At 73.9% G+C, this 25,874-nt stretch carries 24 protein-coding genes and 1 riboswitch; of the genes, 10 read left to right on the top strand and 14 right to left on the bottom strand.

Translation table 11 applies throughout. The annotated features are described in order from the left end of the window. Positions 1 to 128: 128 nt before the first annotated feature. Positions 129 to 857: a hypothetical protein gene (locus ACZ4VK_RS29610; protein ID WP_468358578.1), complete on the top strand. Its 729-nt coding sequence runs from the start codon at positions 129 to 131 to the stop codon at positions 855 to 857. A gap of 75 nt (positions 858 to 932) precedes the next feature. Here the strand turns inward: ACZ4VK_RS29610 and ACZ4VK_RS29605 are convergent, their stop codons facing one another. From ACZ4VK_RS29605 to ACZ4VK_RS29580, 6 genes are read right to left on the bottom strand one after another with little or no spacing between them, the layout of a single operon-like run. Next, positions 933 to 2,177: a cytochrome P450 family protein gene (locus ACZ4VK_RS29605; protein WP_468358575.1), complete on the bottom strand. Its 1,245-nt coding sequence runs from the start codon at positions 2,175 to 2,177 to the stop codon at positions 933 to 935. Further along, positions 2,174 to 3,403, bottom strand: coding sequence for a cytochrome P450 (locus ACZ4VK_RS29600; RefSeq protein WP_468358572.1), 1,230 nt, complete (start codon positions 3,401 to 3,403; stop codon positions 2,174 to 2,176). Before ACZ4VK_RS29600 ends, ACZ4VK_RS29605 begins: the two co-directional genes overlap by 4 nt. Beyond that, on the bottom strand, positions 3,400 to 4,017 hold the full coding sequence (locus ACZ4VK_RS29595; protein ID WP_468358569.1) for a GTP-binding protein: 618 nt from the start codon (positions 4,015 to 4,017) through the stop codon (positions 3,400 to 3,402). The genes ACZ4VK_RS29600 and ACZ4VK_RS29595 overlap by 4 nt, the downstream gene beginning before the upstream one ends. Further along, positions 3,998 to 4,351 (bottom strand): DUF742 domain-containing protein, encoded by a 354-nt coding sequence (locus ACZ4VK_RS29590; protein ID WP_468358566.1) that lies wholly within the window; start codon positions 4,349 to 4,351, stop codon positions 3,998 to 4,000. Before ACZ4VK_RS29590 ends, ACZ4VK_RS29595 begins: the two co-directional genes overlap by 20 nt. Next, positions 4,348 to 4,749: a roadblock/LC7 domain-containing protein gene (locus ACZ4VK_RS29585; RefSeq protein WP_468358562.1), complete on the bottom strand. Its 402-nt coding sequence runs from the start codon at positions 4,747 to 4,749 to the stop codon at positions 4,348 to 4,350. Before ACZ4VK_RS29585 ends, ACZ4VK_RS29590 begins: the two co-directional genes overlap by 4 nt. Continuing rightward, positions 4,746 to 6,485, bottom strand: coding sequence for a sensor histidine kinase (locus ACZ4VK_RS29580; protein ID WP_468358560.1), 1,740 nt, complete (start codon positions 6,483 to 6,485; stop codon positions 4,746 to 4,748). Before ACZ4VK_RS29580 ends, ACZ4VK_RS29585 begins: the two co-directional genes overlap by 4 nt. A 270-nt stretch (positions 6,486 to 6,755) precedes the next feature. Between ACZ4VK_RS29580 and ACZ4VK_RS29575 the strand changes: the two genes are divergently transcribed. Beyond that, complete coding sequence (locus ACZ4VK_RS29575) at positions 6,756 to 7,949, top strand: MFS transporter (RefSeq protein ID WP_468358557.1); 1,194 nt, start codon at positions 6,756 to 6,758, stop codon at positions 7,947 to 7,949. Between the two features lie 91 nt (positions 7,950 to 8,040). On the opposite strand, the gene ACZ4VK_RS29570 is transcribed toward ACZ4VK_RS29575, so the two are convergent. Further along, a complete protein-coding gene (locus tag ACZ4VK_RS29570; RefSeq protein ID WP_468358554.1) occupies positions 8,041 to 8,970 on the bottom strand; it encodes a TIGR03564 family F420-dependent LLM class oxidoreductase in 930 nt (309 codons plus the stop codon). A gap of 111 nt (positions 8,971 to 9,081) precedes the next feature. After that, positions 9,082 to 9,345, bottom strand: a complete 264-nt coding sequence (locus ACZ4VK_RS29565) for a DUF6479 family protein (RefSeq protein ID WP_468358551.1) — start codon at positions 9,343 to 9,345, stop codon at positions 9,082 to 9,084. Between the two features lie 170 nt (positions 9,346 to 9,515). On the opposite strand from ACZ4VK_RS29565, the gene ppk2 reads away from it, so the two are divergent. Next, positions 9,516 to 10,568, top strand: coding sequence for a polyphosphate kinase 2 (gene ppk2, locus ACZ4VK_RS29560; protein ID WP_468358549.1), 1,053 nt, complete (start codon positions 9,516 to 9,518; stop codon positions 10,566 to 10,568). Between the two features lie 74 nt (positions 10,569 to 10,642). Here ppk2 and ACZ4VK_RS29555 read toward each other — a convergent pair whose 3' ends face one another. Then, entirely contained in the window at positions 10,643 to 11,128 is a 486-nt protein-coding gene (locus tag ACZ4VK_RS29555; protein ID WP_468358546.1) for a flavin reductase family protein, read from the bottom strand. A gap of 2 nt (positions 11,129 to 11,130) precedes the next feature. Further along, positions 11,131 to 12,171 carry an iron-containing redox enzyme family protein gene (locus ACZ4VK_RS29550; protein WP_468358543.1) on the bottom strand — a complete coding sequence of 347 codons (1,041 nt, stop codon included), beginning with the start codon at positions 12,169 to 12,171 and terminating at the stop codon, positions 11,131 to 11,133. 272 nt (positions 12,172 to 12,443) lie between these two features. Between ACZ4VK_RS29550 and ACZ4VK_RS29545 the strand changes: the two genes are divergently transcribed. The 5 genes from ACZ4VK_RS29545 (at position 12,444) to ACZ4VK_RS29525 (ending at position 16,917) form a co-directional block, all read left to right on the top strand. Beyond that, positions 12,444 to 13,070, top strand: coding sequence for a flavodoxin family protein (locus tag ACZ4VK_RS29545; protein ID WP_468358540.1), 627 nt, complete (start codon positions 12,444 to 12,446; stop codon positions 13,068 to 13,070). A 43-nt stretch (positions 13,071 to 13,113) separates the two neighbouring features. After that, the gene (locus tag ACZ4VK_RS29540; protein WP_468358538.1) at positions 13,114 to 14,010 is read left to right on the top strand and encodes a glucose 1-dehydrogenase; all 897 of its coding nucleotides are present in this window, start codon (positions 13,114 to 13,116) and stop codon (positions 14,008 to 14,010) included. Between the two features lie 92 nt (positions 14,011 to 14,102). Continuing rightward, the gene (locus tag ACZ4VK_RS29535; protein WP_468358535.1) at positions 14,103 to 14,750 is read left to right on the top strand and encodes an alpha-ketoglutarate-dependent dioxygenase AlkB; all 648 of its coding nucleotides are present in this window, start codon (positions 14,103 to 14,105) and stop codon (positions 14,748 to 14,750) included. Between the two features lie 106 nt (positions 14,751 to 14,856). Next, a riboswitch (ZMP/ZTP riboswitch) is annotated at positions 14,857 to 14,965 on the top strand. Between the two features lie 27 nt (positions 14,966 to 14,992). Beyond that, complete coding sequence (locus ACZ4VK_RS29530; RefSeq protein ID WP_468358532.1) at positions 14,993 to 15,847, top strand: bifunctional 5,10-methylenetetrahydrofolate dehydrogenase/5,10-methenyltetrahydrofolate cyclohydrolase; 855 nt, start codon at positions 14,993 to 14,995, stop codon at positions 15,845 to 15,847. 134 nt (positions 15,848 to 15,981) lie between these two features. After that, on the top strand, positions 15,982 to 16,917 hold the full coding sequence (locus ACZ4VK_RS29525) for a hypothetical protein (protein ID WP_468358529.1): 936 nt from the start codon (positions 15,982 to 15,984) through the stop codon (positions 16,915 to 16,917). Here ACZ4VK_RS29525 and ACZ4VK_RS29520 read toward each other — a convergent pair. Continuing rightward, positions 16,898 to 18,268: an SWIM zinc finger family protein gene (locus ACZ4VK_RS29520; protein ID WP_468358526.1), complete on the bottom strand. Its 1,371-nt coding sequence runs from the start codon at positions 18,266 to 18,268 to the stop codon at positions 16,898 to 16,900. The two genes, ACZ4VK_RS29525 and ACZ4VK_RS29520, sit on opposite strands and share 20 nt — an antisense overlap. Continuing rightward, positions 18,265 to 21,306, bottom strand: a complete 3,042-nt coding sequence (locus ACZ4VK_RS29515) for a DEAD/DEAH box helicase (RefSeq protein WP_468358831.1) — start codon at positions 21,304 to 21,306, stop codon at positions 18,265 to 18,267. Before ACZ4VK_RS29515 ends, ACZ4VK_RS29520 begins: the two co-directional genes overlap by 4 nt. A 269-nt stretch (positions 21,307 to 21,575) precedes the next feature. On the opposite strand from ACZ4VK_RS29515, the gene ACZ4VK_RS29510 reads away from it, so the two are divergent. Beyond that, complete coding sequence (locus ACZ4VK_RS29510) at positions 21,576 to 22,664, top strand: fatty acid desaturase family protein (protein WP_468358523.1); 1,089 nt, start codon at positions 21,576 to 21,578, stop codon at positions 22,662 to 22,664. An 87-nt stretch (positions 22,665 to 22,751) separates the two neighbouring features. After that, positions 22,752 to 23,297 carry an MOSC domain-containing protein gene (locus tag ACZ4VK_RS29505; protein ID WP_468358827.1) on the top strand — a complete coding sequence of 182 codons (546 nt, stop codon included), beginning with the start codon at positions 22,752 to 22,754 and terminating at the stop codon, positions 23,295 to 23,297. 25 nt (positions 23,298 to 23,322) lie between these two features. Here the strand turns inward: ACZ4VK_RS29505 and ACZ4VK_RS29500 are convergent, their stop codons facing one another. Next, positions 23,323 to 24,699: a tannase/feruloyl esterase family alpha/beta hydrolase gene (locus ACZ4VK_RS29500; RefSeq protein WP_468358520.1), complete on the bottom strand. Its 1,377-nt coding sequence runs from the start codon at positions 24,697 to 24,699 to the stop codon at positions 23,323 to 23,325. A gap of 122 nt (positions 24,700 to 24,821) precedes the next feature. Further along, complete coding sequence (locus tag ACZ4VK_RS29495) at positions 24,822 to 25,784, bottom strand: hypothetical protein (RefSeq protein ID WP_468358517.1); 963 nt, start codon at positions 25,782 to 25,784, stop codon at positions 24,822 to 24,824. Positions 25,785 to 25,874: the final 90 nt, after the last annotated feature.

Here is a 25,874-nt window from a genome sequence, read left to right as displayed (position 1 = left end):
GGCGATCATCCGCCATGCACCGGCTGGTTCCCGCTCACACCGGACAGCGGAGCGTCCGGTGCGCGTGACGCTCGACGAGGCCCTGACCCGGCCGCCACCCGGGCGGCGGTCCCGGGCAGACTGGGCGGATGGAGACATGGACCCCGTCGCAGCGAGAACCCGCCCCGACCCTGTACGGGCGCCTGCGCGTCGAGACCGCGGACCTCGGGGCGGCCCAGTGGCTGACCGAACGCCGCGCCGGGCACGGGGACTTCGGCACCGTGGCCGGTGTCGCCGCGCCCGGCTTCCCGGCGTACGCGCGGGTGCTGCACCCGGCGGCTCTCGACGAGCGCCCGGTCCGCTGGGACAGCGTCGCCGCCGCCTGCGGTCGGCGGGTCGAAGCGCTGACGGACTGGCACGAGGTGATCGGCGTCGAGCGGTTCTACCAGAACGACGCGGAGTACGGCCTGCCCGGAGTCTGGGACGAGCACCCCGCCGAAGGCCCCACGCCCGGCGGGGTCGCACGCGCTCTGATCCCCGTCCTCGCGCGGCACACGGGCACGGCGGAGCGGTGCTGGTTCGGACTGTGGCACGGGTACGGCCGCTGGGAGTGGGACGGCGTCCCGACCTTCCCCACCCCGGAACGCGAGGAGATCCTGCTCTCGGGACGGCTGGCCGACGCCGTCTCTCCCGAGCTCCTGGACGCGTTCGCGGAACTCCCCGATCTGTGGTGGCCGCAGGACCGGGCCTGGTGCGTGGGCGGTGACGTCGACCTGGTCAGCACGTACGTCGGGGGCTCCGAGGCACTGATCGCCGAGCTGCTCGCCGCCCCCGGCATCGAGGCCCACCGGGTGGCGGCGACCGACGCGGTCGGCTGACCGGACGCCTGCCGCCCAGCGAGACGCCCCGGTCCTCCCCGTCGGGGGAGGCCGGGGCGTCAGGTGGCCAGGGGGTCAGGCCAGGAGGACCGGGAGGTCGAACAGGTCGTTCTGCGTGACGACCGGCTTGTTGCGGAGTTCCTCGCGCGGTACGGCGAGCCGGAGCACGGGGAAGCGCGCGTACAGGGCGGGGAGGGCCACCGAGGCCTCCAGGCGCGAGAGGGCCGCGCCCGGGCAGACGTGCGGGCCGTGGCCGAAGGAGATGTGACGGTTCGGCGTGCGGGTCACGTCGAAGTCGCCCGCCGTCGGTCCGTACTGCACCTCGTCCCGGCCGATCGCGCCGAACGACACGATCAGGGCCTCGCCCTTCGGCAGCACCCGGTCACCGACCTCGATGTCCTCGGCCGCGAAGCGGATCAGCACGTGCGAGGTGGGCGTCGACCAGCGGAGCGTCTCCTCGATGACGTTCTCCCACGGCACCTCGCCCTTGAGCACCAGCGCGCGCTGCTCGGGGTGGGTCTCCAGGGCGACGACGGCGTTCACGATCAGGCTGATGGTCGTCTCGTGCCCGGCCGCCACCATCAGCTGGAGGGTGTTGGTGATCTCCTCCGTGCTGAGCCGGTCGCCGTCCTCCGACGCCTCGATCAGCGCGCTGGTGAGGTCGTCCCCCGGGTTCTCCTTCTTGCCCGCCACGATGCCGGCGAAGAGGGCGCCGAGGTCCGCCATCATGCCCGGCACCTCCTCGGGCGGCGTCTGCGTCGAGAAGAACTTGTCGAACAGCGTCTTCATCCGCGGGTGGTCGGCCGCGTCGACGCCCATCAGCTCGCCGACCACGTTCATCGGCAGGGGGTACGCGAACTCCGCCTTCAGGTCCACGACCTCGCCGGCCGGGCGCTCCGCGAGCCGGTCGAGCATGCCCTCGGTCAGGGCCTCGATGCCCGCGCGCAGGCGCTCCACCCGGCGCGCCGTGAGCGCCTGCGCGACCAGGGTGCGCAGCCGCCGGTGCTCGTCGCCGTCCACGGTCAGCATGGACTTCCCGGGGTTGGCGAGGCCGATCAGCGGCCAGTCGAGGGGTATCTCGCCGCGCTGCCACGCCCCCCACACGTCGATGTCCTTGACGAGACGGGAGTCGGTGAGCAGCTTCCGCGCCTCGGCGTGCCGGGTGACGGCCCAGCAGGGCACCCCGCCGGGCAGGACGACACGGGCCAGCGGACCGGCCTCGCGCAGCCGCGCGCTCTCCCCGTCGAGGTCACCGACGAAGGGGTCCAGGGTGATCACATCGGTGCCGGACGAGGCGGTGTGGTCGTACGGGCAGCTCATGCGAAGGCTCCAAGGGCGGGGGTCGGGGTGTAGGTGACGGGGAGCGCGGTGAGGCCTCGCAGCCAGGGGGAGGGGCGGCGGGTGAGGGCGTCCTCGGCCACCGCGAGGTCCACGTCCGGCAGCCGGTCGAGCAGCACCTCGATCCCTGTCCTGGCGATGGTCTCGGCGACCTCCTGCGCGGGGAAGGGGCAGCGGTGCTCGCCGTGCCCGAAGGAGAGATGGGCGTTGTTGCCTCCGGTGAAGGCACCGGAGTCGGCCCGTACGTGCGGATCGGCGTTGGCGGCCGCGAGCCCGAGGAGGAGCAGGTCGCCCCGGCCGATCCGGCGGCCGCCGAGACGGGTGTCGCGCGAGGCCCACCGACCGGCGACGTTCTGGGTGGGGGTGTCCTCCCACAGGACCTCGTTCATCGCCTCGCCGACGCTGTGCCGGCCGCCGGAGAGGGAGGCCGCGAACCGGTCGTCCGTGAGCATCAGGCGGAGCGAGTTGCCGATCCAGTCGGCGGTGGGCTGGTGGCCGGCCGCCATCATCACCATGAGGTCCTGGGCGACCTCTTCGAGGGTGAAGCCGGCGGTGTTGGCGACCATCCGCGAGGCGACGTCGTCGCCGGGCGCCGCGGCCTTGGCCGCGAGCAGCGCGAACATGGACTCGGCCAGGTGGCGCTGGCCTTCGAGCGCGCCCTCCTGACCGTTGATCATGTCGTTGAGGGCGGTCACAAGTCCCGGCCCCTGCTCGTCGGCGAAGCCGTAGACGCTGGCGAGGACCCGTACGGGCAGCAGCATCGCGTACTCGGCGATGATGTCGCAGGCGCCCTTGCCGCAGAGGGCGTCGATGAGTTCGTCGGCGAAGCGCTCGGCCCGTTCCTTCAGGACGAACGGGTCGACGGCCTCCAGCGCGTCGGAGATGACCCCGGCCCGCTCGCGGTGCCGCTCGCCGACGGTGTAGAGGATGGACGGCTGCTTGCGGCCGATCATGGGCAGTAGCGGCCAGTCCGCCGGGATCGCGTCCCACTGGTTCCACAGCTCGGAGTCGCGCGAGAAGAGGACCGGGTCGCTGGTGACCTGGTGCAGTTCGCGGTAGCCGAGGACGAGCCAGGCGGGCACGTCGCCGTCGAGCACGACCGGGGCGACGGCGCCGTGCTCACGCCGTATCCGCCGGTACAGCTCCACGGGGTCGGTCTGGAACCGGGGGCCGCTCAGCGGGACGGGCTGGGGCTCGGGGTGGGTCACGGGGTGGGCTCCGGTATCGGCTGCGGGTCCGGGGCGACGAGGGTCTGCAGGTGCTCGACGAGCGAGATGAGGACCTGCTTGCTGGACTCGCGCGACCGGGCGTCGCAGAAGACCAGGGGGACCTCGTCGGCGAGGTCGAGGGCCTCGCGGATCTGGGCGGGGGTGTGGGCGGGGCCGCCGAAGTCGTTGCAGGCGACGACGAACGGGGTGCCGTGGTGTTCGAGCCGGTCGACGGCGTACCAGGAGTCGGCGAGCCGCCGGGTGTCGACGAGCACGACGGCACCGAGCGTCCCGGAGAAGAGCCGGTCCCACAGGAACCAGAACCGCTCCTGGCCGGGGGCGCCGAACAGGTACAGCACGTTGTGCGCGTCGAGCGAGATCCGGCCGAAGTCGAAGGCGACGGTGGTGGCCGTCTTCGCGGCGACACCGACCGTGTCGTCGATGTGCTCGCCGGCCTGCGTCATCGTCTCCTCGGTGTTCAGCGGACGGATCTCGCTGACCGAGCGGACCAGGGTGGTCTTGCCGACTCCGAATCCGCCGACGACGACGATCTTCAGTCCGTTGTCGGCGGTGCTGCGCAGGGTCTGGCGCTGTTCAGAGGCTACGGAGTCCAACGAGCACCTGCTCCAGGATGTCGTGATCGGGAAGGCGGTACGTGGGGCGGGGGTGGCGGGCGCTGATCCGGCCGGTGGCGTGCAGGTCGGCCAGGAGGATCCGGGTGATCGACACGGGCAGGCCGAGCTCCGACGCCACCTCCACCACCGCCAGGGGGAAGCGGCACATGCGCAGGATCGCGGCGTGCTCGGACTGCATGCCGGGGACGGGATCGCTCTCGGCGACCACGAGCGTCACCACGTCGAAGGCGTCGGATCCGGCACGGCTGCGACCACCGGTGACGGTGTAGAGGCGGTCGGGGGAGTCGTCCCGGCCCGGCCTGACCCGGCTCATCCCCGGGGCCTGGCGACGAGGTGCTCGCCCAGCTGCTCCACCAGTTCCGTCATGTTGTGACCGACGAGTCCCGCGTCGGCCTCCTCGTCGGCGACCAGGGCGAGGTGCGCACCGTCCCCGGCCTCCACGATGAACAGGATGCCGCCGTAGAACTCGGCCATCGCGGAGCGGACCCCGCCGGTGCCGTCGCCGAACTCCATGGAGGCGCCGTGCGAGAGGCTCTGGATGCCCGCGGCGATGGCGGCGAGCTGGTCGGCCTGGTCCACGGAGAGCCCGGAGGTACGGCAGAGCTTGAGGCCGTCACGGGAGAGCACCAGCGCGTGCCGGGTGGCCGGGGTGCGTTCCAGCAGGCCCTCCAGGAGCCAGCTGAGCTTCTCGTCGGTGGTGGTGCCGGTCATCGCGGATTGCCTTCCGAATACGGGGGGTTCGAGGACGGCGACGGGTGCGGTGCGGCCGCCGGGTCCTGCGGGTCGGACGGTACGGGGAGGTCGGCCGGGCGGTCGCCGGCCGTCCGGTCCTCCGGGGAGTCGGCGGGACGGGCCGCCTGGCTGACGGGGGTGTCGGCGGGGTCGGTCGCCCGGGCAGGGGTGTCGGCGGGGTCGGCGGCGGGGTCTCCGGCGCCGGGGCCGGTCGACGCGGGAGCGTCCTCCTGCGCGGTGCCGGCCGCGCGTACGGCCCGGTGGAAGCTGCCGAAGCGCGGCGGGGTCACGGCCGCACCGGTACGGGGAGCCTCCTCGCGGGGCTTCGCGGGTGCCTCCTCGTTCTTGAGCTGGGAGGCCAGGGTCTCGCCGCGGCGACGGCGCGGCAGGATGATCATGTCCGCCTCCGGCTCCGGTACGTCGCTGCCGTCGGCCACGGTCTCGTGCACGGCCTCCGGCTCGGCCGGCCGGGCCGGGGCGAGGGCGGACCGGGCCGAGGGCGTCCGGCCGGTGGCGGGGGAGGTCACGGCACGGCCGGAGACGGGGAGCGCCGGTGCGCCGGAGGCGCCGACCGGCTCCGCCGTGGCGTGGCTGACCAGCTCCTGAGGAACCATCAGGAGAGCGCCTGTACCTCCGCGCGCGGAGGGGCGGAAGGACACGGTCAGACCGTGCTTGCGCGCGAGGCGGCCGACCACGTGCAGGCCGAGGCGGGTGCCCGAGAGCCCGGCGAGGTCCTGGGCCGACGCGCCGACGGCGGCCTCGGCGCGCCTCAGCTGGACGTCGCTCATGGCCAGGCCGCTGTCCTCGACGGTGATGACGATGCCCGCGGGGACCTCCTCCACGTAGACGTGGACCTCCGCGCTCGGCGGGGAGAAGTTCGCGGCGTTGTCGAGGAGTTCGGCCAGCGCGTGCATGACGCCTTCGGCGGCGTGGCCCGCGACCGCCGCCTCGCTGCCGGAGTGCAGCCGCACCCGCTGGTAGCCGCCGATCCGGCCCATGGCGCCGCGCAGGATCGACTCCATGACGATGGGTCGCGCCCAGCGGCGGCCGGAACGGGCGCCGGTCAGCACCGCGATGGAGTCGGCGAGCCGTCCCGCCTGGGCGGTGCGGTGGTCGAGGTGGAGCAGGTCGGTGAGGACGTCCTCGTCGGCGTGCCGGTGCTCCATCTCCCGCAGGTCGGCCATCATGCTCGTGGCCAGCGCCTGCATGCGTCCGGCCGCGTTTGCCGCGGCGGCCATGGCCGCGGACCGGCCGGACTCCGCCCGGCGCAGCCGGCCGTCGAGACGTTCGACATCGGCGGCCCGTGCCTCGACGAGCCGGGCGGTCTCGGTCCTGTGGGCCCGGGTGAGCTCCTCGGTCCGTGCCGCGTGGTCGGCGGCAGAGACGGCGGCCTCCGCCTCGTACCGCTCCTTCAGCGCCGCCGCCTCGCGCTCGGCGGTGGCCTTGTACCGGGCGACGTAGGCCTCGCGGGAGGCGAGTTCCGCGGCGAGGACCTCGGCCCGCCGGCCGAGTGCCCGCGCGGTGCGCGCGTACCAGGTGACGGAGCAGGCCGCGGCGGACAGGAGCAGGACGCCGCAGACGGCGAACCAGCCGAGCGCGGGGCGTACCCCGGCCGGTGCCGCGGTCGTCGCCGCCGCGGCGAGCGCGCCGCCCGCGGCGGCTGTCAGCAACGCGGCGGTCAGGGCAGGACGGAACGGGGTGGGTGACGCCGACATCAACCAGACTCTCGGGAGCAGGCACGGGGGAAGGAGGTCGCAACGACGGAACTATAGAGGCGTTCTTGATCAGTTCGGAACGCTCTTGAGTCGATTGATATGCATGGGGTGAAGGAATCTTCCAGCCTTGCGCACAGGAAAGTCGCAATTCATGCGTTCTCTGACCAGTGCTCAGTTCGCCGGCCGCTCGGCCCGGCAGGTCGGGTGACGTCGTCACGCGCGCCGCAGTTCGTACCGCCGATCGACGGCCGCCGGGCTTACGGTCGCGCCATGGAAGATGAACGTCAGGGCCGGCTCCGGTGCCTCCTCGCCGGAGCGGTGTTCGTCGTGTGCATGGCCGGCACCACGCTGCCGACCCCGCTCTACCCCCTCTACCAGGAGGAGTTCGGGTTCTCCGAGCTGACGGTCACCGTCGTCTACGCCGTGTACGCCTTCGGGGTCATCGGCGTCCTGCTCCTGGCGGGCAACGCCTCCGACACCGTCGGCCGGCGACCCGCACTGCTCTGGGGCCTCGGCTTCGCGGCCGCGAGCGCGGTCTGCTTCCTCAGCGCCGACAACCTGGCCTGGCTGTACGCGGGCCGTCTCCTCTCGGGCCTCTCGGCCGGTCTCTTCACCGGCGCCGCCACCGCCTACGTGATGGAGCTCGCCCCGCCGGGCGACCGCTCACGGGCGACCTTCGTGGCCACCGCCGCCAACATGGGCGGCCTGGGGTGCGGACCCCTGCTCGCCGGGCTGCTCGCGGAGTACGCCCCCCGGCCCCTGCTCCTCCCGTTCGCCGTGCACCTCGCCCTGGTGGCCGTCTCCGCCGCCGTCCTGCTGCGGCTCCCCGAGACCGTGGCCGAGCGGCGCCCGCTGACCGCCGTACGACCCCGGCGGCCCGCCCTGCCGGCCCAGGTGAGGGCGGCGTTCGTGCCCGCGGCGATCGCCTGCTTCGTGGGGTTCGCGCTGTTCGGCGTGTTCACCTCGGTCAGCCCCGCGTTCCTCGCCCGCTATCTGCACGTGGACAACCACGCCGTCAGCGGGCTCGTCGTCGCGCTGGCCTTCTTCGCCTCGACCGCCGGACAACTGGCCGTCGGCCGCGTGGGGGTGGCACGCTCCCTCTCCCTGGGCTGCGCCGTGCTCTTCGCCGGCCTCGCGCTCCTCGCGGCGGCGCTCTTCACCGATCTCCTCGTGTTCATCGTCCTCGCAGCCCTCGTCGGCGGCGCCGGACAGGGACTCGCCTTCCGCGCGGGGCTGTCCTCCGTCGCGGCCGCGGCGCCCGAGGACCGGCGCGCGGCGGTCATCTCGACCCTGTTCGTGGTCGCGTACACCGGCATCTCGATCCCGGTGATCGGCGTCGGCCTGCTGGCCGAACCGCTCGGCCTCGAAGGGGCGGGCCTGGTGTTCATCGCCTGCATGCTGGCCCTCGTCGCCTCCGCCGCCGTCTACCTGCTCCGGCGGCCGGGCAGCGTGAAGGCAGGCTGACGGTGCGAGGGGGGCGAGTGGGTGAGCGGTCAGGGCGGCGAGGGCGGCCGCCCGGACACGCTGCCGGCACGAGCGGGCGCGGCGGCCGGGCTCAGGCGCGCGCCAGCTCTCCGAGCAGTGACCAGGTCCGCCGCCGGTCGGCCTCACCGCCGAGGTCGGTGGCCGTGACCACCACCTCCGTCGCACCGGCCCCGCGGTAGCGCCGTATCTCCGCGGCCACCTGCTCCTCGTCACCGATCACGGCCAGGTCGGCGGCCCGTGCGCCGCCGGACAGGCCGATCACGCGCGCGTACGAGGGGATGCCGTCGTACAGGGCGAGCGCCGACGCCGCGGCCTCCCGGACCTTCCCGGGGTGGGCGGTCACCACCCCGGGGACGAGGGCCACGATGCGCGGTGCCGGCCGGCCCACCGCCTCGGCGGCGGCCGTGACGGCCGGGACGATGTGCTCGGCGAGGGCACGCGGGCCCGCCAGAAACGGCAGGATCCCGTCGGCGAGTTCGCCTGCGACCCGCAGCGTCTGCGGTCCCATGGCCGCGACCAGCACCGGCACCGGCGGTTCCGCGCCGCCGGGCACCGCCGCGGGCAGCGGGGTCCTCGCGGTCAGCAGCTCGCCCTGGAAGTCCGCCTGCCCCGTGTCGAGCAGGGGCCGCAGCGCGGTGAGGAACTCCCGGAGCAGCGCGACGGGACGCTCGTGGGGAATGCCGAAGCCGCCCTCGGTCAGGTGCCGGGTGCCGAGGGCGAGCCCCAGGTGGTAGCGGCCGCCCGTCGCCGCCTGGGCCGTTTGGGCCTGGCTGGAGACCAGCAGGGGATGCCGGCCGAAGACGGGGATCGCGGACGTCCCCACCTGAAGCCCGGGAACCTCGCGGCCGACGATCGCGGCAAGCAGGGGCGAGTCGTACGCGAAGCTCTGCCCGAACCAGCCGGAGGTCAGTCCGGCGTCCCGTGCCTCCCTCGCGAGCCGGACGGTCGCGTCGATCGGGAGCTGTCGGGAGGTCGTACTCAGCGTCACACCGATAGTCATGCCGACGACAACCGGCGGGAACGCCAAGGGAATTCCGTTCCCGTGTGACGAGCGTGTGGCGGCTTCATGTCGGGGGCGGGCGTCGGACGAGCCGTGACCCGTGCCGCCACGTCAGCGGTGCGAGTCGCCGAGGTCCCGGTCCTCGTCGGGTGTGGTCCACGAGTCACGGTCCGGCGCGGCGTTCCCCCGGGTGGGATCACCGACCGGCCGGCGCCGCCGTGCGACCCGGCGGCTGCCCCACCAGAACGCGGAGAGCAGCAGGACGACGACCACCACGCCGATGGCCACGGCGAAGAGCACGGCGTTGGATCCGGCCGACGCGAGAGCGGGACCGGGCGTGAGCGCGTGCGCGGCTGCCAAGGTGGATGTGATCATGATCGCCTTTCTCATGGAGCGGAACGCACCGCGGCGCTCGGCCGGCGGGGCGCTGTGGCGCGATCGGCGTCTGTCCCGTCCCGACCGGCTCAAACGCGGCTCGCCGTCACCGCCGGCTCATACGCGGGTCGCCGCCGACGGGCGCCGCAGTGGTGCCGGGATCGGTGGGTATGACCGGGATCAGGGGGTACCAGGGTTCGTGCGAGCGAGGGAGGGAGCGGAGCGACGGAGGGTTCGACGTGAACGGTGCCGGACGCGAGGACGAGGACCGGGGCCCGGCCCCCGGGCAGGATCTGCTCGAAGGGCTCAGCGTGGACAACAGCCGGCCCGAGCAGCCCGTCCTGCTCAGCGCCGCCGGTGACTCCATCCGTACCTGGCGGGAGAACTATCCGTATCCCGTCAAGGTCCGCCGCCGCGAGTACGAGCGCCAGAAGCGGATCCTGCAGATCGAGCTGCTCAAGCTGCAGCGCTGGGCCAAGGACACCGGCGCCAGGATCGTCGTGCTCTGCGAGGGCCGGGACGCCGCCGGCAAGGGCGGCACCATCCAGCGGTTCACCGAGCGCCTCAACCCGCGCGGCGCCCGGATCGTCGCACTCGACAAGCCGACCGAGCGCGAGGCCGGGCAGTGGTTCTTCCAGCGCTACGTGGCTCCGCTGCCGGCCCCCGGCGAGATCGTGTTCTTCGACCGCTCCTGGTACAACCGCGCGGGCGTCGAGCGGGTGATGGGGTTCTGCACCGACGAGGAGTACGAGCTCTTCCTCCACCAGTGCCCCCTGTTCGAACGCATGCTGGTCGAGGACGGCATCCACCTCGTGAAGTTCTGGTTCTCGGTCTCCCGCTCCGAGCAGCGCACCCGCTTCGCGATCCGTCAGGTCGACCCCGTGCGGCAGTGGAAGCTCTCGCCCACCGACCTCGCCTCGCTCGACCGCTGGGACGACTACACCGAGGCCAAGGTCGCCATGTTCAGGGAGACGGACACCGCCCACGCGCCGTGGACCGTGGTCAAGAGCAACGACAAGCGGCGGGGCCGGCTCGAGGCCATGCGGAGCCTCCTGGCCCGTATCGACTACGCGAGCAAGGACGTGGACGCGGTCGGTACGCCCGATCCGCTCATCGTCGGCGCGGCGGACACCCTGCTCGAACCGGGGGAGGAGACGACCGACCTCTCGCCCACCCCGCTGGCCCCCGGCAGGGAAGGCCCGGGGGAGCACCCGGGCCGCTGACCCGCCCGCCCTGGCCCCCCAGGGGCCGCTGACCCGCCCGCCCTGGCCCCTCGGGCGTCGAGGTCAGGCGCATCTCAGGCCGGGTGGCCGGGCGAGAGGTCCACGACGTCACTGAACCGGAGGAGCGGTGGCCGGACGGGGCCGGGCGGGTTCTCCGCCACGGGAGCGAGCAGGAAGCCCCTGTGGTCCCCGCCGTCGACGACCTCCCGCACCCGTCCCACGAGCCAGGCGCGGCAGTCGGCCAGGACGGGGGCTCCTCCCTCACCCGGCGACCACGCCACCCGGTCGAACTTGTCGAGGTCGTCGCCGGTCCGCCCGCCGAACAGCTCGGCCGTCGCCCGCTGGTCGTCCCGCAGCGCGTGTACGGCGAGGTGGGAGGCGTGGCGGGCGACGCGGTAGGTGCGGTTGGCCGTGGAGAGCCACACCATGAAGCGGGGCGGATCGATCGAACACTGCGAGGCGAAGCCCACCAGACAGCCCGCCCGCTCGCCGCCGGCCGCCGCCGTCACGACGTACATCGGGTAGTCGAGCGCGTCGGCGAAGGCGTCGAGGCCAGCCACGGTCAGACCTCCTCCGGGCGGGGCAGGGGGCTGCGCAACGCGGAACCGCCCGCGGCCCAGGCCCCCAGGACGTGGGCGTCGAGCTTGTTCTCCAGGAGTACGGTCGCCGCGCATCCGAAGGCGATGTCGGGTTCGAGGGCGGGCTCGTCGGCGAGCAGTCCGCCGATCACCTCGCGCCGGACGATCTGCTCGTGGACGGCGTCGGCCTCGACGTGCTCGGCGTAGAACCGCTCGGCCGCCGGCCCCGCGCCACAGCGCCGCATGGCCTTGGCGAGCCTGCGGGAGCCGGGCGAGGAGGTGACCTCGACACAGGCGAAATGACCGACGAGGGCCCCGCGCAGGGCCCGGTGCAGCCCGAACAGGGACATCAGGTTCACGGTCGCGAGGACACGGGCGTCGGCGTGGTCCAGATAGTGGCCGTAGGTCGTGTCAAGGCCGAGGTCGGTCATGAGGTCCGCGAAGAGCCGCGCGTGGATGCGGTCGGCGTGACCGGCCCCGAACTCGTCGTACTCGACGGCCACCATCGCCGCCTTGGCCCGGCCGGTCAGCCGCGGGATGGCCCAGGCGTGCGGGTCCGCCTCCTTGAGGTGGTAGAGGGAGCGCAGGGCCGCGTACTCGCGCAGCTGCCAGAGCTCGCCCTCGGTCTCCAGGTAGTGGCTGACGCCGCCGCCGGCCGGGTCGACCGGCTCGACGAGCAGCGGAGCGAAGGCCTCCTCGACGGACCGGGGCCCGTCGGCGAGGGCGGTGCGCAGCGCGTGGAGGAACCGGTCCTCCAGCTCCCGCCGCAGCCGCAGCAGTTCCGGGTCCCATTCGCGTGCGTCGTCGACGCCCTCGAAACCGCGGTAGTGGAGCTCGTACAGCAGGTAGAGCGCGAGCTGCAGGTCCTCCCCCCAGGGGTCCACCCTCCGGAGGCTTCCCTCGGTGTACGCGGGCGGCCGGCCGGTCCGCAGGGCCCTCTCCACGGCACCCGAGAGATCGCCGCGCCCCTCGACGAGGCGGGGGCCGAGGGTCGTTTCCGGGGCGCTCGTGCTGGGCGGGGTCATCGCAGGCTCCTGTCATCGGGGCGGTGGCGGGTGCCCGTCGGCGGGGACGGGCGAGAACCCGCGTACCCGGTGTACGAGCGTGAAACTCGCGCCCCGCACCCGCCCACCCGGACACGAGCACGCACCCGCCTACCCGGTCTATACGGCACTATTCGGCCCCCGCACCCCGGACGCACGCCCGAGACCGCCGCCTGGCCCACCCCGCGTCGCCGTCCGGGCCTTCGAGCGCCGAAAGGTGAGATACGGACGCGACACGGGGGTAGTCGGTGGCCATGGACGCCACCGAAACCACACCACTGCGCGCAGTCGCCCTGGTCTGCACCCTGTCCCCGTCCCCGGCCCCCTCCAGCTCGCACCTGCTGGCCGAGCAGACGATGGCCGCCCTGAGCGACCACGGAGTGAGCGGCAAGGTCATCCGGATCGCCGACCACGACGTACGCCCCGGCGTGAAGACCGACATGGGCGAAGGCGACGCCTGGCCCGAGATCCGGGACACCATCCTCGGCTGCGACATCCTCGTCCTTTCGACCCCGATCTGGCTGGGCCATCCGTCGAGCATCGCCCAGCGGGTCCTTGAGCGGCTGGACGCCGAGCTCTCGGAGACCGACGACGAGGGGCGGATGCTCACGTACGGCAAGGTCGCCGCGGTCTGTGTCGTGGGCAACGAGGACGGGGCGCACAAGGTGAGCGCCGACCTCTTCCAGGGACTCAACGACGTCGGCTTCTCCCTCGCCCCGAACGCCGTCACCTACTGGGTCGGTGAGGCCATGCAGGGAACGGACTACCAGGACCTGGAGAAGACCCCGGAGAAGACGGCCACCACCACCGCGGCCCTGGCCGCCAACACCGCCCACCTCGCCCGCCGTCTCAAGGGCGCGCCGTATCCGGCCACGTCCTGAACGCGAGCGAAGCCCGACCCGTTCCAGCACCATGGAGGCCCCGATGTCCCCACAGGACCCCCAGGCAGACGTCCCCGACCCGGTGACCGGCCACCCCCGCCCGCCCTTCCCCGACCAGCACCAGGAGCATCCCGGTTCGACCGGGGAGATGCGTCCCCGACCGGACCACGGCGAAGTCTCCTACCGCGGTCACGACCTGCTCCTCGACCGGGTGGCGGTGGTCACCGGCGGGGACTCGGGGATCGGCAGGGCCGTCTGTCTGGCCTTCGCGCGCGAGGGCGCGGACGTCGTCCTCACCCACCTGCCCGAGGAGGCGGACGAGGCCGAGGAGACGGCGCGCCTGATCCGTGACGCGGGACGCGCGGCCCTGGCCGTCGCCTGCGACATCCGTGACGAGGACCAGTGCGACGCGCTGATCGACCGGGCGGTGAGCGAACACGGACGCATCGACGTCCTCGTCAACAACGCCGCCTACCAGATGGCGCAGCCGGACGGGATCGAGGCCATCACCACGGAGCAGTTCGACCGGGTGATGAAGACCAACCTCTACGGCATGTTCTGGCTCACCCGCAGGGCCCTGCCCCACATCCCGCGCGGCGGCTCCGTCATCAACACCACCTCCGTGCAGGGCTACCAGCCGAGCCCTCCTCTCCTCGACTACGCCATGACGAAGTCGGCGATCATCTCCTTCACCCACGGTCTGGCGCAGATGCTCGCCGAGCGCGGCATCCGCGTGAACGCGGTCGCGCCCGGCCCGGTGTGGACGCCGCTGATCCCGGCCACGATGCCGGACACGAAGGAGTTCGGCGCGCAGTCGCCCCTGGGCCGGGCCGCCCAGCCGGCGGAGATGGCTCCCGCGTACGTCTTCCTCGCCTCGCCGCAGGCCGGCTACATCACCGGAGAGATCGTCAACGCGACCGGCGGCACGCCCCTGCCGTGAGAACCGGCGCCGCGCCGTCGGTCCTCACGGCACCGGGCGGCCCTAGGCGGGGTATTCGATCGTTTGTTCGGTTCTGGGGTTACGCTGGGACCATGACCGCAGTACGACCGGACATCCCCGGCCTCCAGGGCTCCCTGTTCGACCAGGGTGACGAGCCGCGGCCCGGACCGCTGGCAGGCATCCGGCGGACCCCGCTCGCGGGCGGCGCCTGGATCGACCATCTGCCCGGGTGGTTCCAGGGTGCCGACGCGCTGTTCGAGCAGCTCGTCGAGCGAGTGCCGTGGCGGGCGGAGGAGCGCAGGATGTACGACGACGTGGTCGCCGTACCCCGCCTCCTCGCGTACTACCGCGAGGGCATGCCGCTCCCGCACGCCGCCCTCGACGAGGCGCGCACCGCGCTCAGCGCCCACTTCGCGCCCGAGCTCGGCGAACCCTTCGTCACCGCGGGCCTCTGCCTCTACCGCGACGGGCGCGACAGCGTCGCCTGGCACGGCGACAGGACCGGCCGCTCCTCCACGCGGAACACGATGGTCGCCATCCTCTCCCTCGGTGATCCGCGCGACCTCGCGTTCCGCCCGCGCGGCGGAGGCCCCGTGGCCCTGCGGCTGCCGCTGGGCCACGGCGACCTGGTGGTGATGGGCGGCTCCTGCCAGCGCACCTGGGACCACGCGATCCCGAAGACGAGCCGCGCGGTGGGTCCCCGCATCAGCGTCCAGTTCCGCCCGAGGGGCGTCGGCTGACCCTCAGGGGGTGCCCTGTCCATCAGGCCGGGCCCGCGGCCTGTTCGGCAGGGCGCCTTCCAGGGCCACCCTCTCCGGAGCCGGCCCTCACCCCTCCCGTACAGTGGGCCCGGGCCGTGACTGGCGCTTGAGGTGGATCACCACCGGGGAGCGGCCCTGCGGGAGCGCGCCCCACCGGCGCGGCCCGACCGATGCCGTGCGCCTGGGCGAACCATCCGCAGAGACGCAGCCCAGGAGTCGCCATGTCCACCAGCACCGCCACCCTCATGGACGGCACGGCCCTCGCCCGCCGCACGGTCGAGGAGACCGCCGTCCGCGCCGCCGAGATCACCCGCCGCACCGGCGTCACCCCGTGCCTCGCGACCGTGCTCGTCGGCGCCGACCCGGCCTCCGTGACGTACGTGAAGATGAAGCAGAACCGCTGCGCGAAGGCCGGCATCCGCTCCCGCCACGTCGAGCTGCCCGCCGCCACGACGACCGAGGAGCTCGTCGCCGCGATCACGGCGCTCTCCGAGGACCCCGAGGTCCACGGCATCCTTCTCCAGCACCCGGTCGGCCCGCACATCGACGAGCGTGCCGCCTTCGAGGCCATCGCCCCCGAGAAGGACGTCGACGGCGTCACCATGGCCTCCTTCGCGGCCATGGGCTTCGGTCTGCCCGGCTTCGTCTCCTGCACGCCCGGCGGCATCATGCGCCTCCTCGACGCGTACGACGTCGAGCTCCGCGGCAAGCGCGCCGTCGTCGTCGGCCGCAGCGCGATCCTCGGCAAGCCGGCCGGACTGCTCCTCCTCGGCCGCGACGCCACCGTCACCTACTGCCACTCCCGCACCGAGGACCTCTCCTCCGTCGTCCGCGAGGCCGACGTCCTCGTCGCCGCCGTCGGCAAGCCGAACTTCATCAAGGGCGCCGACATCAAGCCGGGAGCCGTCGTCGTCGACGCCGGCTACAACCCGGGGAACGTGGGCGACGTCGACTTCGCCTCGGCCGCCGAGCGCGCCTCCCTCATCACCCCCGTCCCCGGCGGCGTGGGCCCCATGACCATCGCCGTGCTCCTGGCCCAGACGGTCGAGGGCGCCGAGCGTCAGCTCGGTCTGTAGGGCAGCGACTCATGACGGGGCGTCGGCAGCGGGGGACGGGAGCGCGGTCGGCGATTGTCACGGTTCTGTACGGGGCGCGCCCGAGCCCCGAAAAGGGGTGGCCCCGGTTCCGCCGACGGGCGAACCTGGACCCCGTGCACCCGCCGACCGCCACCCCGCCACCGGACCACGGGCCGGACGCGCCGGCCGCGCCCGTCGAGGTAGACGCTTCCACCGCTTCCGCCGAGGCGGGGGCCGGATGGTCGCCGCCCCGACTCGTCCGGCTCGGTGCGCCCCGGCCGGGACCGGCCGCGCCGCGCGCGCACCGGTTCGGCGTGCCGCTCGTCCCGCTGCTCGTGGCCGTCCTGGTGGCGGGCGCCTTCCTGGCCGTCGGGAGCGGCGCCGAGCAGGACCTCTCCGCCGACGGCCGACCGGGCGGCGACCAGATCGGAGCGCCGGCGACCGCCGTCGGAGGCGACGGCGGCGACGCCAGCCCGTCGACCGGCGGAGGATCGGCCGACACGCACGGAAACGGCAGCGTGGCAGCCGGCACCCGCACGGACGACACGCCGACGGCCGACGTGGCGAAGGACGTCGCACCGCCCCGTACGGAGTCCGCGATCCCGTCAGCCCGCCCCGAGGGCAGCGCCTCCGGCGTGTCCCCGACCCCCTCCCGTACCGGCAGCGGCCTCCCCACACCCCGGCCGACCGCCACCACGACGCACGACAGTGCGCCGGCCCGGCCCGTCTCCTTCGAGGAACTGCGCGTCGGCGACTGCTTCGACATCGACCGCGACGCGCCGGGCACCGCCCTCCCGCGCTCCTGCGACACGCCGCACAACGCGGAACTCGTCGCCCGTCTCCGGCTCACCGGCGTCCTCGCCACCGACGCGGCGGTCCGGGAGGCGGCCACGCTGCTGTGCCGCGAACCGCTGCGCCGCAAGGCCGCGCTGCAACCGCTCGGCACGCGCTGGACCACCTTCGTCCAGTACCCGTACCGGACGAGCTACCTCCTCGGCTCGGACACCGTCGCCTGCAGCCTGGTCGCCCCCTCCGCCACCGGAGGCACGCTCACCGAGCGGCTCCTGTAGTACCCGTGGTACCGGCGCCTTCCGTGGCGCCCGCGGCGAGCGCCGTGGCGAGAGCCGTCGCCGGATCACGGTCGGCCGGGCCCACGGGGGCCCACCGGGCGCCGGACCTGAGGTACGGCCACCAGCGGCCGTCCTCGCTCAGGCGCAGCTGCGCCTCCGTGCCCACCGCCGTCCACCGGGCGCCGCCGGCCCGTCGCAGCACCGGCCGCTCGTCCTCCTCCCAGGCCTCGGCGAGCCGGGCCCCGGCCCACGTGAGCGCCTCGGCGTCCGGTGTCCACTCCTCCTCCAGTACGGCGAGGGCGGCGGCGCCCCCGAACCGCCACGCGCGCGTGGCCAGGTCCAGCTCCGCCGGTGTCCGGCCCGAACCGGCGGCGAGGCGCGCCGCGATCCCGGGCGCGGCGGGGCCGCCGTCCGCCGCGAGCCGCACGGCGTCCTGAGCGACCGTCAGGCCCGGCAGGGGCGGCGACACGGCGGATGCTGTCGACGCGTCAGGACCGAGGACCTCGACGAGCATCCGGTGCGCGCGGACCGCCGCGTCCGACGCCAGGAACTCCAGTGCCGCCGGGTCGACCCCGGGTCCTGGCTCCGTCTCCGTGTCCAGGGACGGCGACCCGCCCGGCGTGTCAGGGACGTCAGGAGCGGCGGGCAGCGGCGGCAGGAGGAACTCCGCCGCGTACGCCTCCTCGGCCGACACTCCGGGCATCCCGCCGACACCCCCCTCGGAGGCCGGCCCGGGCGTGTCGTCCGTTCCCGTGCCCCCGCGCGCGGCGCGCGAAGCGCTGCGCGACTGCAACTGGTCGAGCAGCGTGCGTTCCCCCCGCCCGCGCATGAGCAGGAGGACGAACGGGTCCTCGTCGATCAGGCGTGCCACCTGATAGCAGAGCGCCGCCGTGTGAGGGCAGTGGTCCCAGGCCTCGCAGCCACACTCCGGATCCAGGTCGCCGATCCCCGGCAGCAGGTCGAGCCCGGCCGCCGCCGCGTCCTCCACCAGGTGCGGCGGCATCTCGCGGTCGAGGAGCGCGGCGATGTGGCCCGCGCTGTCGACGGCGAGGCCGAGGAGCCGTTCCCACTCCTCCTCCGAGAACTCCCGCACCAGGACGTCGCTCCGGTAGGGCGTGCCGTCGTGGTCCTTGACCACCGCGGTGATGCGGCCGGGCCGTACCGACACGGCACCCACCGCCCCCGCGCGCGCGTGCCGGCGCCCCGCCTTCAGCTGCTGGCCGTCGAGCGCGGTGTCCTCGAGCGCCTTGAGCCAGGCCCGGCCCCACCAGGTGCGGGTGAAGGCGGAGCCCCGCGCGGGCGGCAGCGCGGCGAACGTCCGCTCGTCGCCCTCGTGTCCGTAGCCGCTCATCGTCCGTCCCCTCGCAGTCGTACGAGCTCCGCCAGTTCGGCGTCGGTCAGCTCGGTCAGTTCCGGTGGCGCGTCCCCGCCCGTCCCGAGGACGGTGTCCGCCAGCTCCCGTTTCCGGTCGAGCATCGTCGCGATCCGGTCCTCGATGGTCCCCTCGGCGATCAGCCGGTGGACCTGCACCGGCCGGTCCTGCCCGATGCGGTACGCGCGGTCGGTGGCCTGGGCCTCGACGGCCGGGTTCCACCACCGGTCGTAGTGCACGACGTGTTCCGCGCGGGTGAGGTTGAGGCCCGTGCCGGCGGCCTTCAGGGAGAGCAGGAAGACCGGCACTTCGCCGTTCTGGAAACGGGCGACCATCGCCTCGCGCGCGGCGACCGGGGTCCCGCCGTGCAGGAACTGCGTCCGCACGCCCCGCGCGGCGAGATGCGTCTCCAGGAGCCGGGCCATCCCCACGTACTGGGTGAAGACCAGGGTGCACGCGCCCTCGGCGAGGATCGTGTCGAGGAGTTCGTCGAGCAGTTCCAGCTTGCCCGAGCGGCCCTCGATCCTCGGCCTGTCCTCCTTGAGGTACTGGGCGGGGTGGTTGCAGATCTGCTTGAGCCCGGTCAGCAGCTTCACGACCAGGCCGCGCCGCGCCATGCCGTCGGCCTCGGCGATCGCGGCCAACGTCTCCCGTACCACGGCCTCGTAGAGACCGGCCTGTTCCGGCGTCAGGGAGACGGCCCTGTCGGTCTCCGTCTTCGGCGGCAGCTCGGGTGCGATGCCGGGGTCGGACTTGCGGCGGCGCAGCAGGAACGGGCGGACGAGCGCGGCGAGTCGCGCGGCGGCGGCCGGGTCCCTGCCCCCCTCCACGGCGGCGGCGAACCGGGTCCTGAACGCGCCCAGGCTGCCGAGCAGCCCCGGCGTGGTCCAGTCGAGGATCGCCCACAGCTCGGAGAGGTTGTTCTCCACGGGGGTGCCGGACAGCGCCACGCGCGCGCGGGCCCCGATGGTCCGCAGCTGCCTGGCCGTCGCCGAGTACGGGTTCTTGACGTGCTGCGCCTCGTCCGCGACGACGAGTCCCCAGTCCTCCGTGGCGAGCCGCGCCGCGTCGAGCCGCATCGTGCCGTACGTGGTGAGGACGAAACCGCCGTCGCCGAGGTCCTCCAGGTCACGGGTCGCGCCGTGGAAGCGGCGCACCGGCGTGCCGGGCGCGAACTTCCCGATCTCCCGCTCCCAGTTGCCCATGAGAGAGGTGGGGCAGACGACCAGGGTGGGCCCCGCGGACGCCGGGTCGGACTGACGGTGCAGATGCAGGGCGATCACGGTGATCGTCTTGCCGAGTCCCATGTCGTCGGCGAGGCAGCCGCCGAGGCCCAGGGAGGTCATCCGGTGCAGCCAGTCGAGTCCGCGCAGCTGGTAGTCGCGCAGGGTCGCGGCGAGCGCCGGGGGCTGGGTCACCTCCGGGCGGCCGCCCTCCGGGTCGGCGAGCCGCTCCCGCAGGCGCTCCAGCCAGCCGGTCGCGGCCACCTCGACCAGCTGTCCTCCGATCTCCGTGGTGCCGGTGAGGACGGCCGAGAGGGCGTCCACCGGCGTCAGCTTGTGGTCCTGCCGGGAACGGGCCCGGCGTACCTCGGCGGGGTCGACGAGCACCCAGCGGTCCCGCAGGCGTACGAGGGGCCGCCCGGCCTCGGCGAGCCGGTCGAGCTCGGCCCTGGTCAGCTCCTGATCGCCGACGGCGAAGCGCCAGTTGAAGCCGAGCAGCGCGTCGGCGGAGAGGAAGGAGGGCAGCCCGGAGGAACGAGCCCCCTCGGGCTCTCCCTCGGGCTCCCTCTTCGGTTCCCCGGCGGACCCGAGCCCACCCGGGGCGTCCGCCCCTTCCCGGGCCGCCGCATGCGCGTCCGCGCCCACCGGGCCGATCACGGCGTCGACGGTCAGCCGGTCGGCGAGTTCACGCGGCCAGTGCACCTGGACGCCCGCCGCGGCGAGCGACCGGCCCGCCGCGCCGAGGAGTTCCGCGACCTCCTCGTCGGCGAGTTCGACGGTGTCGGGTACCGCCGCCGTCAGGAGCGGGGCCAGCGGTGGCCAGGCGCGGGCGGCACGCCGCAGGGCGAGGAGGGCGTCCATCCGGACCCGGGGGCCGAAGGCCGTACCGGTCCGTCCGGAGCCCGCCCACACCTCCGCCGCGTCCGCGACCAGTGTCGGGTCGGCGACGGCGTGCAGCTGCGGCACCGCGCGGAACGCCGGCGCCTTCTCCGACCGGGCGTCGAAGCCCGGGAGTTCGAGCCGGAGCGACAGCCGGATGCCCGCGTCGTGCACCGCCGCCACGTCCGCCGCCCACGGCCGCTGTTCGGGAATCCTCTGCGGTTCCTCGGCCGTGAAGGCGGGCCCGCCGGCGACGAGCGGAGCAGCGGGGGTACGCGGCAGGGTGTCCGCGACGGCGTCGGCGAAGGCGCGGAGCAGCGCCTCGGGTTCCGGAAGCAGCGGCGGCTCGTCCGGCGAGAGCGGCACGGCGTGGGCCGTCGGCGGCATCGACGCGGCGAGCGTCCGCAGGTCCGCCAGCTCCTTGGGGCCGAGCGGACCGGCCCGCCACGCGTCGACGTCGCCGGAGGTGAGGCCGGGCAGCAGCAGACCCCGTGCGACAAGCCCGAGGGAGAGGAGCGAGGCGGCACCCCAGAAGGCCGAGGCGGGAGACGCGGTGCCGGAGAACCGGGCGCGGGCGAGCAGCGGCAGGGCGTCCCGTACGGGAAGGGTGAGGGCCGGGACGCTCACGGGGCGAAGACCCACACCGTCCACGACGGTGATCTCGGCGTCGACGGGCGCGAGTTGAGCGGCGCCGGCGGGTGCGAGTTGAGCGGCGTCGAGCGGCGTGGGCTGGGCGGCGCCGGCGGTGTCCGGGGCGGTCCGCACCTCCGGCAGCGGGTCGCCGTCCGGCGACCAGAAGGCGATCCGGCCCGCGCGCGGCGGATCGGCGGGGAGGAAGACGGCGGCGTGGCGGGTGAGTGCGAGGGAGGGATCCTGGGCGGTCTCGCGGGCGGAATCATCGGGTCCGTACGACAGCGACAACGCGTTCCTCAAATTTGACTACCTGGCGACTGAGCGGCCGAGGATACCTTGCGGGATGCCACCGGCGCGTACCCCTACGACGTGATCCGCACCACAGCGGTGAAGGGGGGTGGGGACCGCCCTACCCCTCGCCCCCGGCCACCCCCCGCCGTGGACGGGTGGTGACGCCATGGCCCGGGACGATCACGGATCCGTAGGTTCTGGGTAGGCGCTCACCGACCGCACCGCCCCGCATCCCGACCGACAGAATCCGGAGCCCCGCCATGTCCCAGGCAACCGTCCTGCCCCCGGCCGCCGCCCCAGCCGCGGCGCCCGCCCGTGTCCGGGGCGGCAGCGAATTCACCCCGCTCCTGCGGACGGTGAGGGAACAGGGCCTCCTCGAACACCGCCCCGGCTGGTACGCCCGGGGGATCGCCGTCAACCTCCTCGGCATCGCCGCCGTGGTGACCGGGCTTGCCCTGATCGGCCCCTCCTGGTGGGCGCTGCCGCTCGCCGTCCCCCTCGCACTGCTCTCCGCCCGCGTCGCCTTCGTCGGCCACGACGCCGGCCACGCCCAGATCACCGCGAACCGCAGGATCAGCCGGATCGTCCAGCTCGTCCACGCCAACCTCCTCCTCGGCATGAGCCGGGAGTGGTGGAACGACAAGCACAACCGCCACCACGCCCACCCCAACCACCTCGACAAGGATCCGGACGTCGCCGCCGACATCCTGGTCTTCGCCGAGCACCAGACGGCCGGCCGCAAGGGCCTGCGCGGCTTCCTCACCCGCCACCAGGCCTGGCTGTTCTTCCCGCTGACGACGCTGGAGGGCATCGCGCTGAAGGTGTACGGCGTCCAGGCGCTGCTGTCGAGGAACGGCCCCTGCCGCACCCGGCGCGAGCGGCTCGTCGAAGGCGCGCTGCTCCTCGCCCACTTCGCCGGCTACACGGCCCTGCTGCTCACCTTCCTCACCCCCGCCCAGGCCCTGGTCTTCGCCCTCGTCCACCAGATGCTGTTCGGCGTCCACCTCGGCATGGCCTTCGCCCCGAACCACAAGGGCATGGAGCGGCCGGACGAGCACGCGGACGGCGACAGCTGGGGCCATCTGCGGCGCCAGGTGCTCACCTCGCGCAACATCCGGGGCGGCGCCCTGACCGACTGGTTCCTCGGCGGGCTCAACTACCAGGTCGAGCACCACCTCTTCCCGAGCATGCCGCGCCCCCACCTCCGCCTCGCCCAGCCGGCCGTCCGCGCCCACTGCGCCGCCCTGGGAGTGCCGTACACGGAGACCGGTTTCGTGGACTCGTACCGGCAGGCCCTCGGCCATCTGCACGACGTGGGCGCCCCGCTGCGCTCCGAGTGGGCCGAGTAGGGTCGAGGACGATCACCCACGGTGTGATCATCGGTCCGGCGGTCGGGGATGCGGCCACCGGTGAGCGGAGAAGGGGAACTCCTCGCCATGAGCGTCGGCACGGTCACCGCGGTCAGCAGCAACGGCACGTACTCGTTCACCAAGCCCAACCGGGAGGGCATCACCCTCCTCGCCGGGCTCGGTGTGGAGGGCGACGTCCACGCGGGCGTGACGGTCAAGCACCGCTCCCGCGTCGCCCAGGACCCGACCCAGCCGAATCTGCGCCAGGTCCACCTCATCCACGCCGAACTCTTCGACGAGGTGGCAGGCGACGGCTTCGAGGTCGCCCCCGGCGACCTCGGCGAGAACGTCACGACCCGAGGTATCGACCTCCTCGGCCTGCCCACCGGCACCCGCCTGCACCTCGGCGCCGAAGCCGTCGTCGAGGTCACCGGACTGCGCAACCCCTGCGCGCAGATCGACGGCTTCCGGCACGGACTGCTCAAGCGGGTCATCGGCCGTGACGAGAACGGCGAGATCGTGCGCAAGGCCGGGATCATGGGCATCGTCCTCGCCGGCGGCGAGGTGCGGCCCGGCGACCGGATCCGCGCCGAACTGCCCGAGGGGCCGCACCGCCCGCTGGAGAAGGTCTGAGCCGAGAGCGGGCGGCGCGCGGGGCTCACTCCTCCAGAGCGCACGAGTCGACGAGGTCACCGCTCGCGGGCCGGGCGATCGTCCGGTCGGCGGGCGGCGGCGTACCGTCCTCGACCCAGCGGGTCAGCGCGTCGAACGCGGAGCGGTAGCACGGCAGGATCGGACGCAGTCGGTCCGGATACGTGTCGTACAGGCCGTCGGTGTGCGTCCCGTCCTCCACCCTGTAGTACCGGTGAAGGGCACCCAGGCCCCGCCCGTCGACCATCCGCGCGTAGACGTCGGAGCCGGTGGAGACGGGCAGCAGCGTGTCCAGGTCGCCGTGCAGCGTGATGAGCGGCTTGCCGATCCGTCCGGTGAGCGCAATCTTCGCGACCGCGCGATGGACGGACGCCGGCCGGGAGGTGTAGTCGTAGGAGGCGTCCGAGGCACAGGGCGCGAAGATCCGCTCCACCGTCCCGCCGGCCGTCGTACCGGGGCAGGACGGGTCGTACGAGGGGTCGAACTCGGCCCGGAAGATCTTCTGGGTCAGTCCCCAGTACGCCTTCTCGTGGTACGGCCACAGGAAACGCGACCCCGGCGCGAAGCCCGCCGCGACCATGTCCTCGTCCGTGGCCTGCCCGAGCGACCTGGCCACCGTCACCGGCAGACTCGTCAGGAGGTTGGGGCCCCGCGCCGTCCACAGCACGCCCTCCCAGTCGACCCCGCCGTCGTACAGCTCGGGCCGGTTCTCCAGCTGCCAGCGCGTCAGATAGCCGCCGTTGGAGATCCCGGTCATGTACGTGCGCTCCGGGGCCCGGCCGTAACGCTGCCGTACGGCCTTCTTGGCGGCCCTCGTCAGCTCGGTCACCCGCCGGTTCCACTCGGCGACCGCGTCGCCCGGCCCCCGGCCGTCGGTGAAGAAGTCCGGCCCGGTGTTGCCCTTGTCGGTGGCGGCGTAGGCGAAGCCCTGGGCCAGGACCCGGTCGGAGATCAGCGCGTCCGTGGAGTACTGACGCCGGGTGCCCGGCGCGCCGGTGACGACGAGCCCGCCGTTCCAGCGGTCGGGCAGCCGGATGACGAACTGCGCGTCGTGGGCCCAGCCGTGGGTGGCGTTGAGGCGTGAGTCGTCGGGGAAGTAGCCGTCGATCTGGACGCCCGGCACGCCCGAGGGGTTACGGGTCCCCCGGGCGGCGAGGCCGGCCTGGTCCGCCGGATCGGTGTACGGGGTGCCGGCGAGCCCCGCGGTCGTCAGATCGTCCAGGCAGGCGGACCGCTGGTGCTCGGCGCCGGGCACCCGGAGCCGGTCCTGCCGCGCGCAGTGCGCGGCGGTCCGCTCCTGCGCCCCGGCGGGGCCCGCGGGGGCGAGGACGGTGACTCCCGCGAGGAGCGCGGCGAACAGGGAGACGCCTGGCAACAGGCGCATGGTGGCCTCCGGGGGACGAGGGAAGGGGGTGCGGCGCCACATCATGCGGCGCACCCCCACCACCGGGCCATGGTCCCGGACCACACCTCGGGCCCTCGTCCCATGGGGGAACCGAGAGACGTTCAGGAAGGGCGTACGGCCATCGCGTCGAGCCCTTCGAGGAGCGCGGGAAGCCGCGGGCCCCGGGCCACCGGCAGCACCTCGCCCGGCAGTTCGTCGAGCAGCACGAAGGCCATGTCGTCCGCGCGGGCCACGAGCGACCAGCCGGGCCCGTCCACGCGCAGCGTCCGCACGCCCTCGTCCTCGCCGGCGTCGGACCGCACCCGCCCGACCGGCGGCGGCTGGTCCAGATAGCCCTGGAGCTCGTCGAGCACCCGGCGGACGCCGTCGTACGGGTCACGATGGGCACCGCCGGGGGCGGCGACCGCACCCTCGGTGCCGCTCGCGGCACGGTCGGGAGCCGCCCCGGCGGTCGGTGCCGTCGCCGGATCCGCGGGGGAGACGGGTGCCGTCGTCGCCGGATCCGCCGTCGCGGACGGGGGCTCCGCGGGGGACGGGTCCGCCGGCCGGTCCCCGGTCCCGGGCGCGTCGGTCACCTGGGCCCGCCAGGCCGTCCACTGCCGGGCCACCTCGTCCGCGCCGAGGCGGCGCTGGGCAGGTCCCCACTCCTCGCCGGACGGCGGTACGAGCGGGGCGGGATCGCCCTCCTCCGGCTCCGGGTCGTGCGGGGCGGGCACACCCGGAGCGCGGGTCACCACGTCGAGCGGCCACCCCGGCAGTCCTGTCACCACCGAGCGTTCGTCGGGGGAGAGGTCGTAGGCCATGCCGCAGTCCCAGGAGGAGATGGCGACCGCGACGAGCGACACGTCGTCGACCACGACCGTCCAGCGGGCCCCGAGCCCGTCCTGGCCGAACACGAGCCCGTACCCCTCGCCGTAGGGCTCGAGACCGAGCGCCGCGCAGGCGGCCGGGTAGTCGTCACCGAGCACGCTCGGGAAGCGCGCGGGCGTCAGCAGCGCCGCGGTCAGCACAAACAGCGCGTCGGCGTCGCCGACGGCCTCGGTGATCGGGTCCGTCCCAGCCACGCATGCCTCCCCATCTGGTTGTCGGCGCACCTTAACCAGTGAGGAGGGAGACGTGTCCATAGCCCGGCGCCGTGACCTGCGTCGCCGTAC

Source organism: Streptomyces sp. NPDC028711 (assembly GCF_055565415.1).
Note: the sequence above shows the minus strand (reverse complement) of the source record. Positions and strands in the feature narration are given on the sequence as shown.

What these genes read in the sequence shown, in the direction of transcription:
- ACZ4VK_RS29610 (WP_468358578.1), top strand. Translation starts at nt 129, where the DNA reads ATGGAGACATGGACCCCGTCGCAGCGAGAACCCGCCCCGACCCTGTAC.
- ACZ4VK_RS29605 (WP_468358575.1), bottom strand. Translation starts at nt 2,177, where the DNA reads ATGAGCTGCCCGTACGACCACACCGCCTCGTCCGGCACCGATGTGATC.
- ACZ4VK_RS29590 (WP_468358566.1), bottom strand. Translation starts at nt 4,351, where the DNA reads ATGAGCCGGGTCAGGCCGGGCCGGGACGACTCCCCCGACCGCCTCTAC.
- ACZ4VK_RS29585 (WP_468358562.1), bottom strand. Translation starts at nt 4,749, where the DNA reads ATGACCGGCACCACCACCGACGAGAAGCTCAGCTGGCTCCTGGAGGGC.
- ACZ4VK_RS29580 (WP_468358560.1), bottom strand. Translation starts at nt 6,485, where the DNA reads ATGTCGGCGTCACCCACCCCGTTCCGTCCTGCCCTGACCGCCGCGTTG.
- ACZ4VK_RS29575 (WP_468358557.1), top strand. Translation starts at nt 6,756, where the DNA reads ATGGAAGATGAACGTCAGGGCCGGCTCCGGTGCCTCCTCGCCGGAGCG.
- ACZ4VK_RS29570 (WP_468358554.1), bottom strand. Translation starts at nt 8,970, where the DNA reads ATGACTATCGGTGTGACGCTGAGTACGACCTCCCGACAGCTCCCGATC.
- ACZ4VK_RS29565 (WP_468358551.1), bottom strand. Translation starts at nt 9,345, where the DNA reads ATGATCACATCCACCTTGGCAGCCGCGCACGCGCTCACGCCCGGTCCC.
- ppk2 (WP_468358549.1), top strand. Translation starts at nt 9,516, where the DNA reads ATGACCGGGATCAGGGGGTACCAGGGTTCGTGCGAGCGAGGGAGGGAG.
- ACZ4VK_RS29550 (WP_468358543.1), bottom strand. Translation starts at nt 12,171, where the DNA reads ATGACCCCGCCCAGCACGAGCGCCCCGGAAACGACCCTCGGCCCCCGC.
- ACZ4VK_RS29545 (WP_468358540.1), top strand. Translation starts at nt 12,444, where the DNA reads ATGGACGCCACCGAAACCACACCACTGCGCGCAGTCGCCCTGGTCTGC.
- ACZ4VK_RS29540 (WP_468358538.1), top strand. Translation starts at nt 13,114, where the DNA reads ATGTCCCCACAGGACCCCCAGGCAGACGTCCCCGACCCGGTGACCGGC.
- ACZ4VK_RS29535 (WP_468358535.1), top strand. Translation starts at nt 14,103, where the DNA reads ATGACCGCAGTACGACCGGACATCCCCGGCCTCCAGGGCTCCCTGTTC.
- ACZ4VK_RS29530 (WP_468358532.1), top strand. Translation starts at nt 14,993, where the DNA reads ATGTCCACCAGCACCGCCACCCTCATGGACGGCACGGCCCTCGCCCGC.
- ACZ4VK_RS29520 (WP_468358526.1), bottom strand. Translation starts at nt 18,268, where the DNA reads ATGAGCGGCTACGGACACGAGGGCGACGAGCGGACGTTCGCCGCGCTG.
- ACZ4VK_RS29510 (WP_468358523.1), top strand. Translation starts at nt 21,576, where the DNA reads ATGTCCCAGGCAACCGTCCTGCCCCCGGCCGCCGCCCCAGCCGCGGCG.
- ACZ4VK_RS29505 (WP_468358827.1), top strand. Translation starts at nt 22,752, where the DNA reads ATGAGCGTCGGCACGGTCACCGCGGTCAGCAGCAACGGCACGTACTCG.
- ACZ4VK_RS29500 (WP_468358520.1), bottom strand. Translation starts at nt 24,699, where the DNA reads ATGCGCCTGTTGCCAGGCGTCTCCCTGTTCGCCGCGCTCCTCGCGGGA.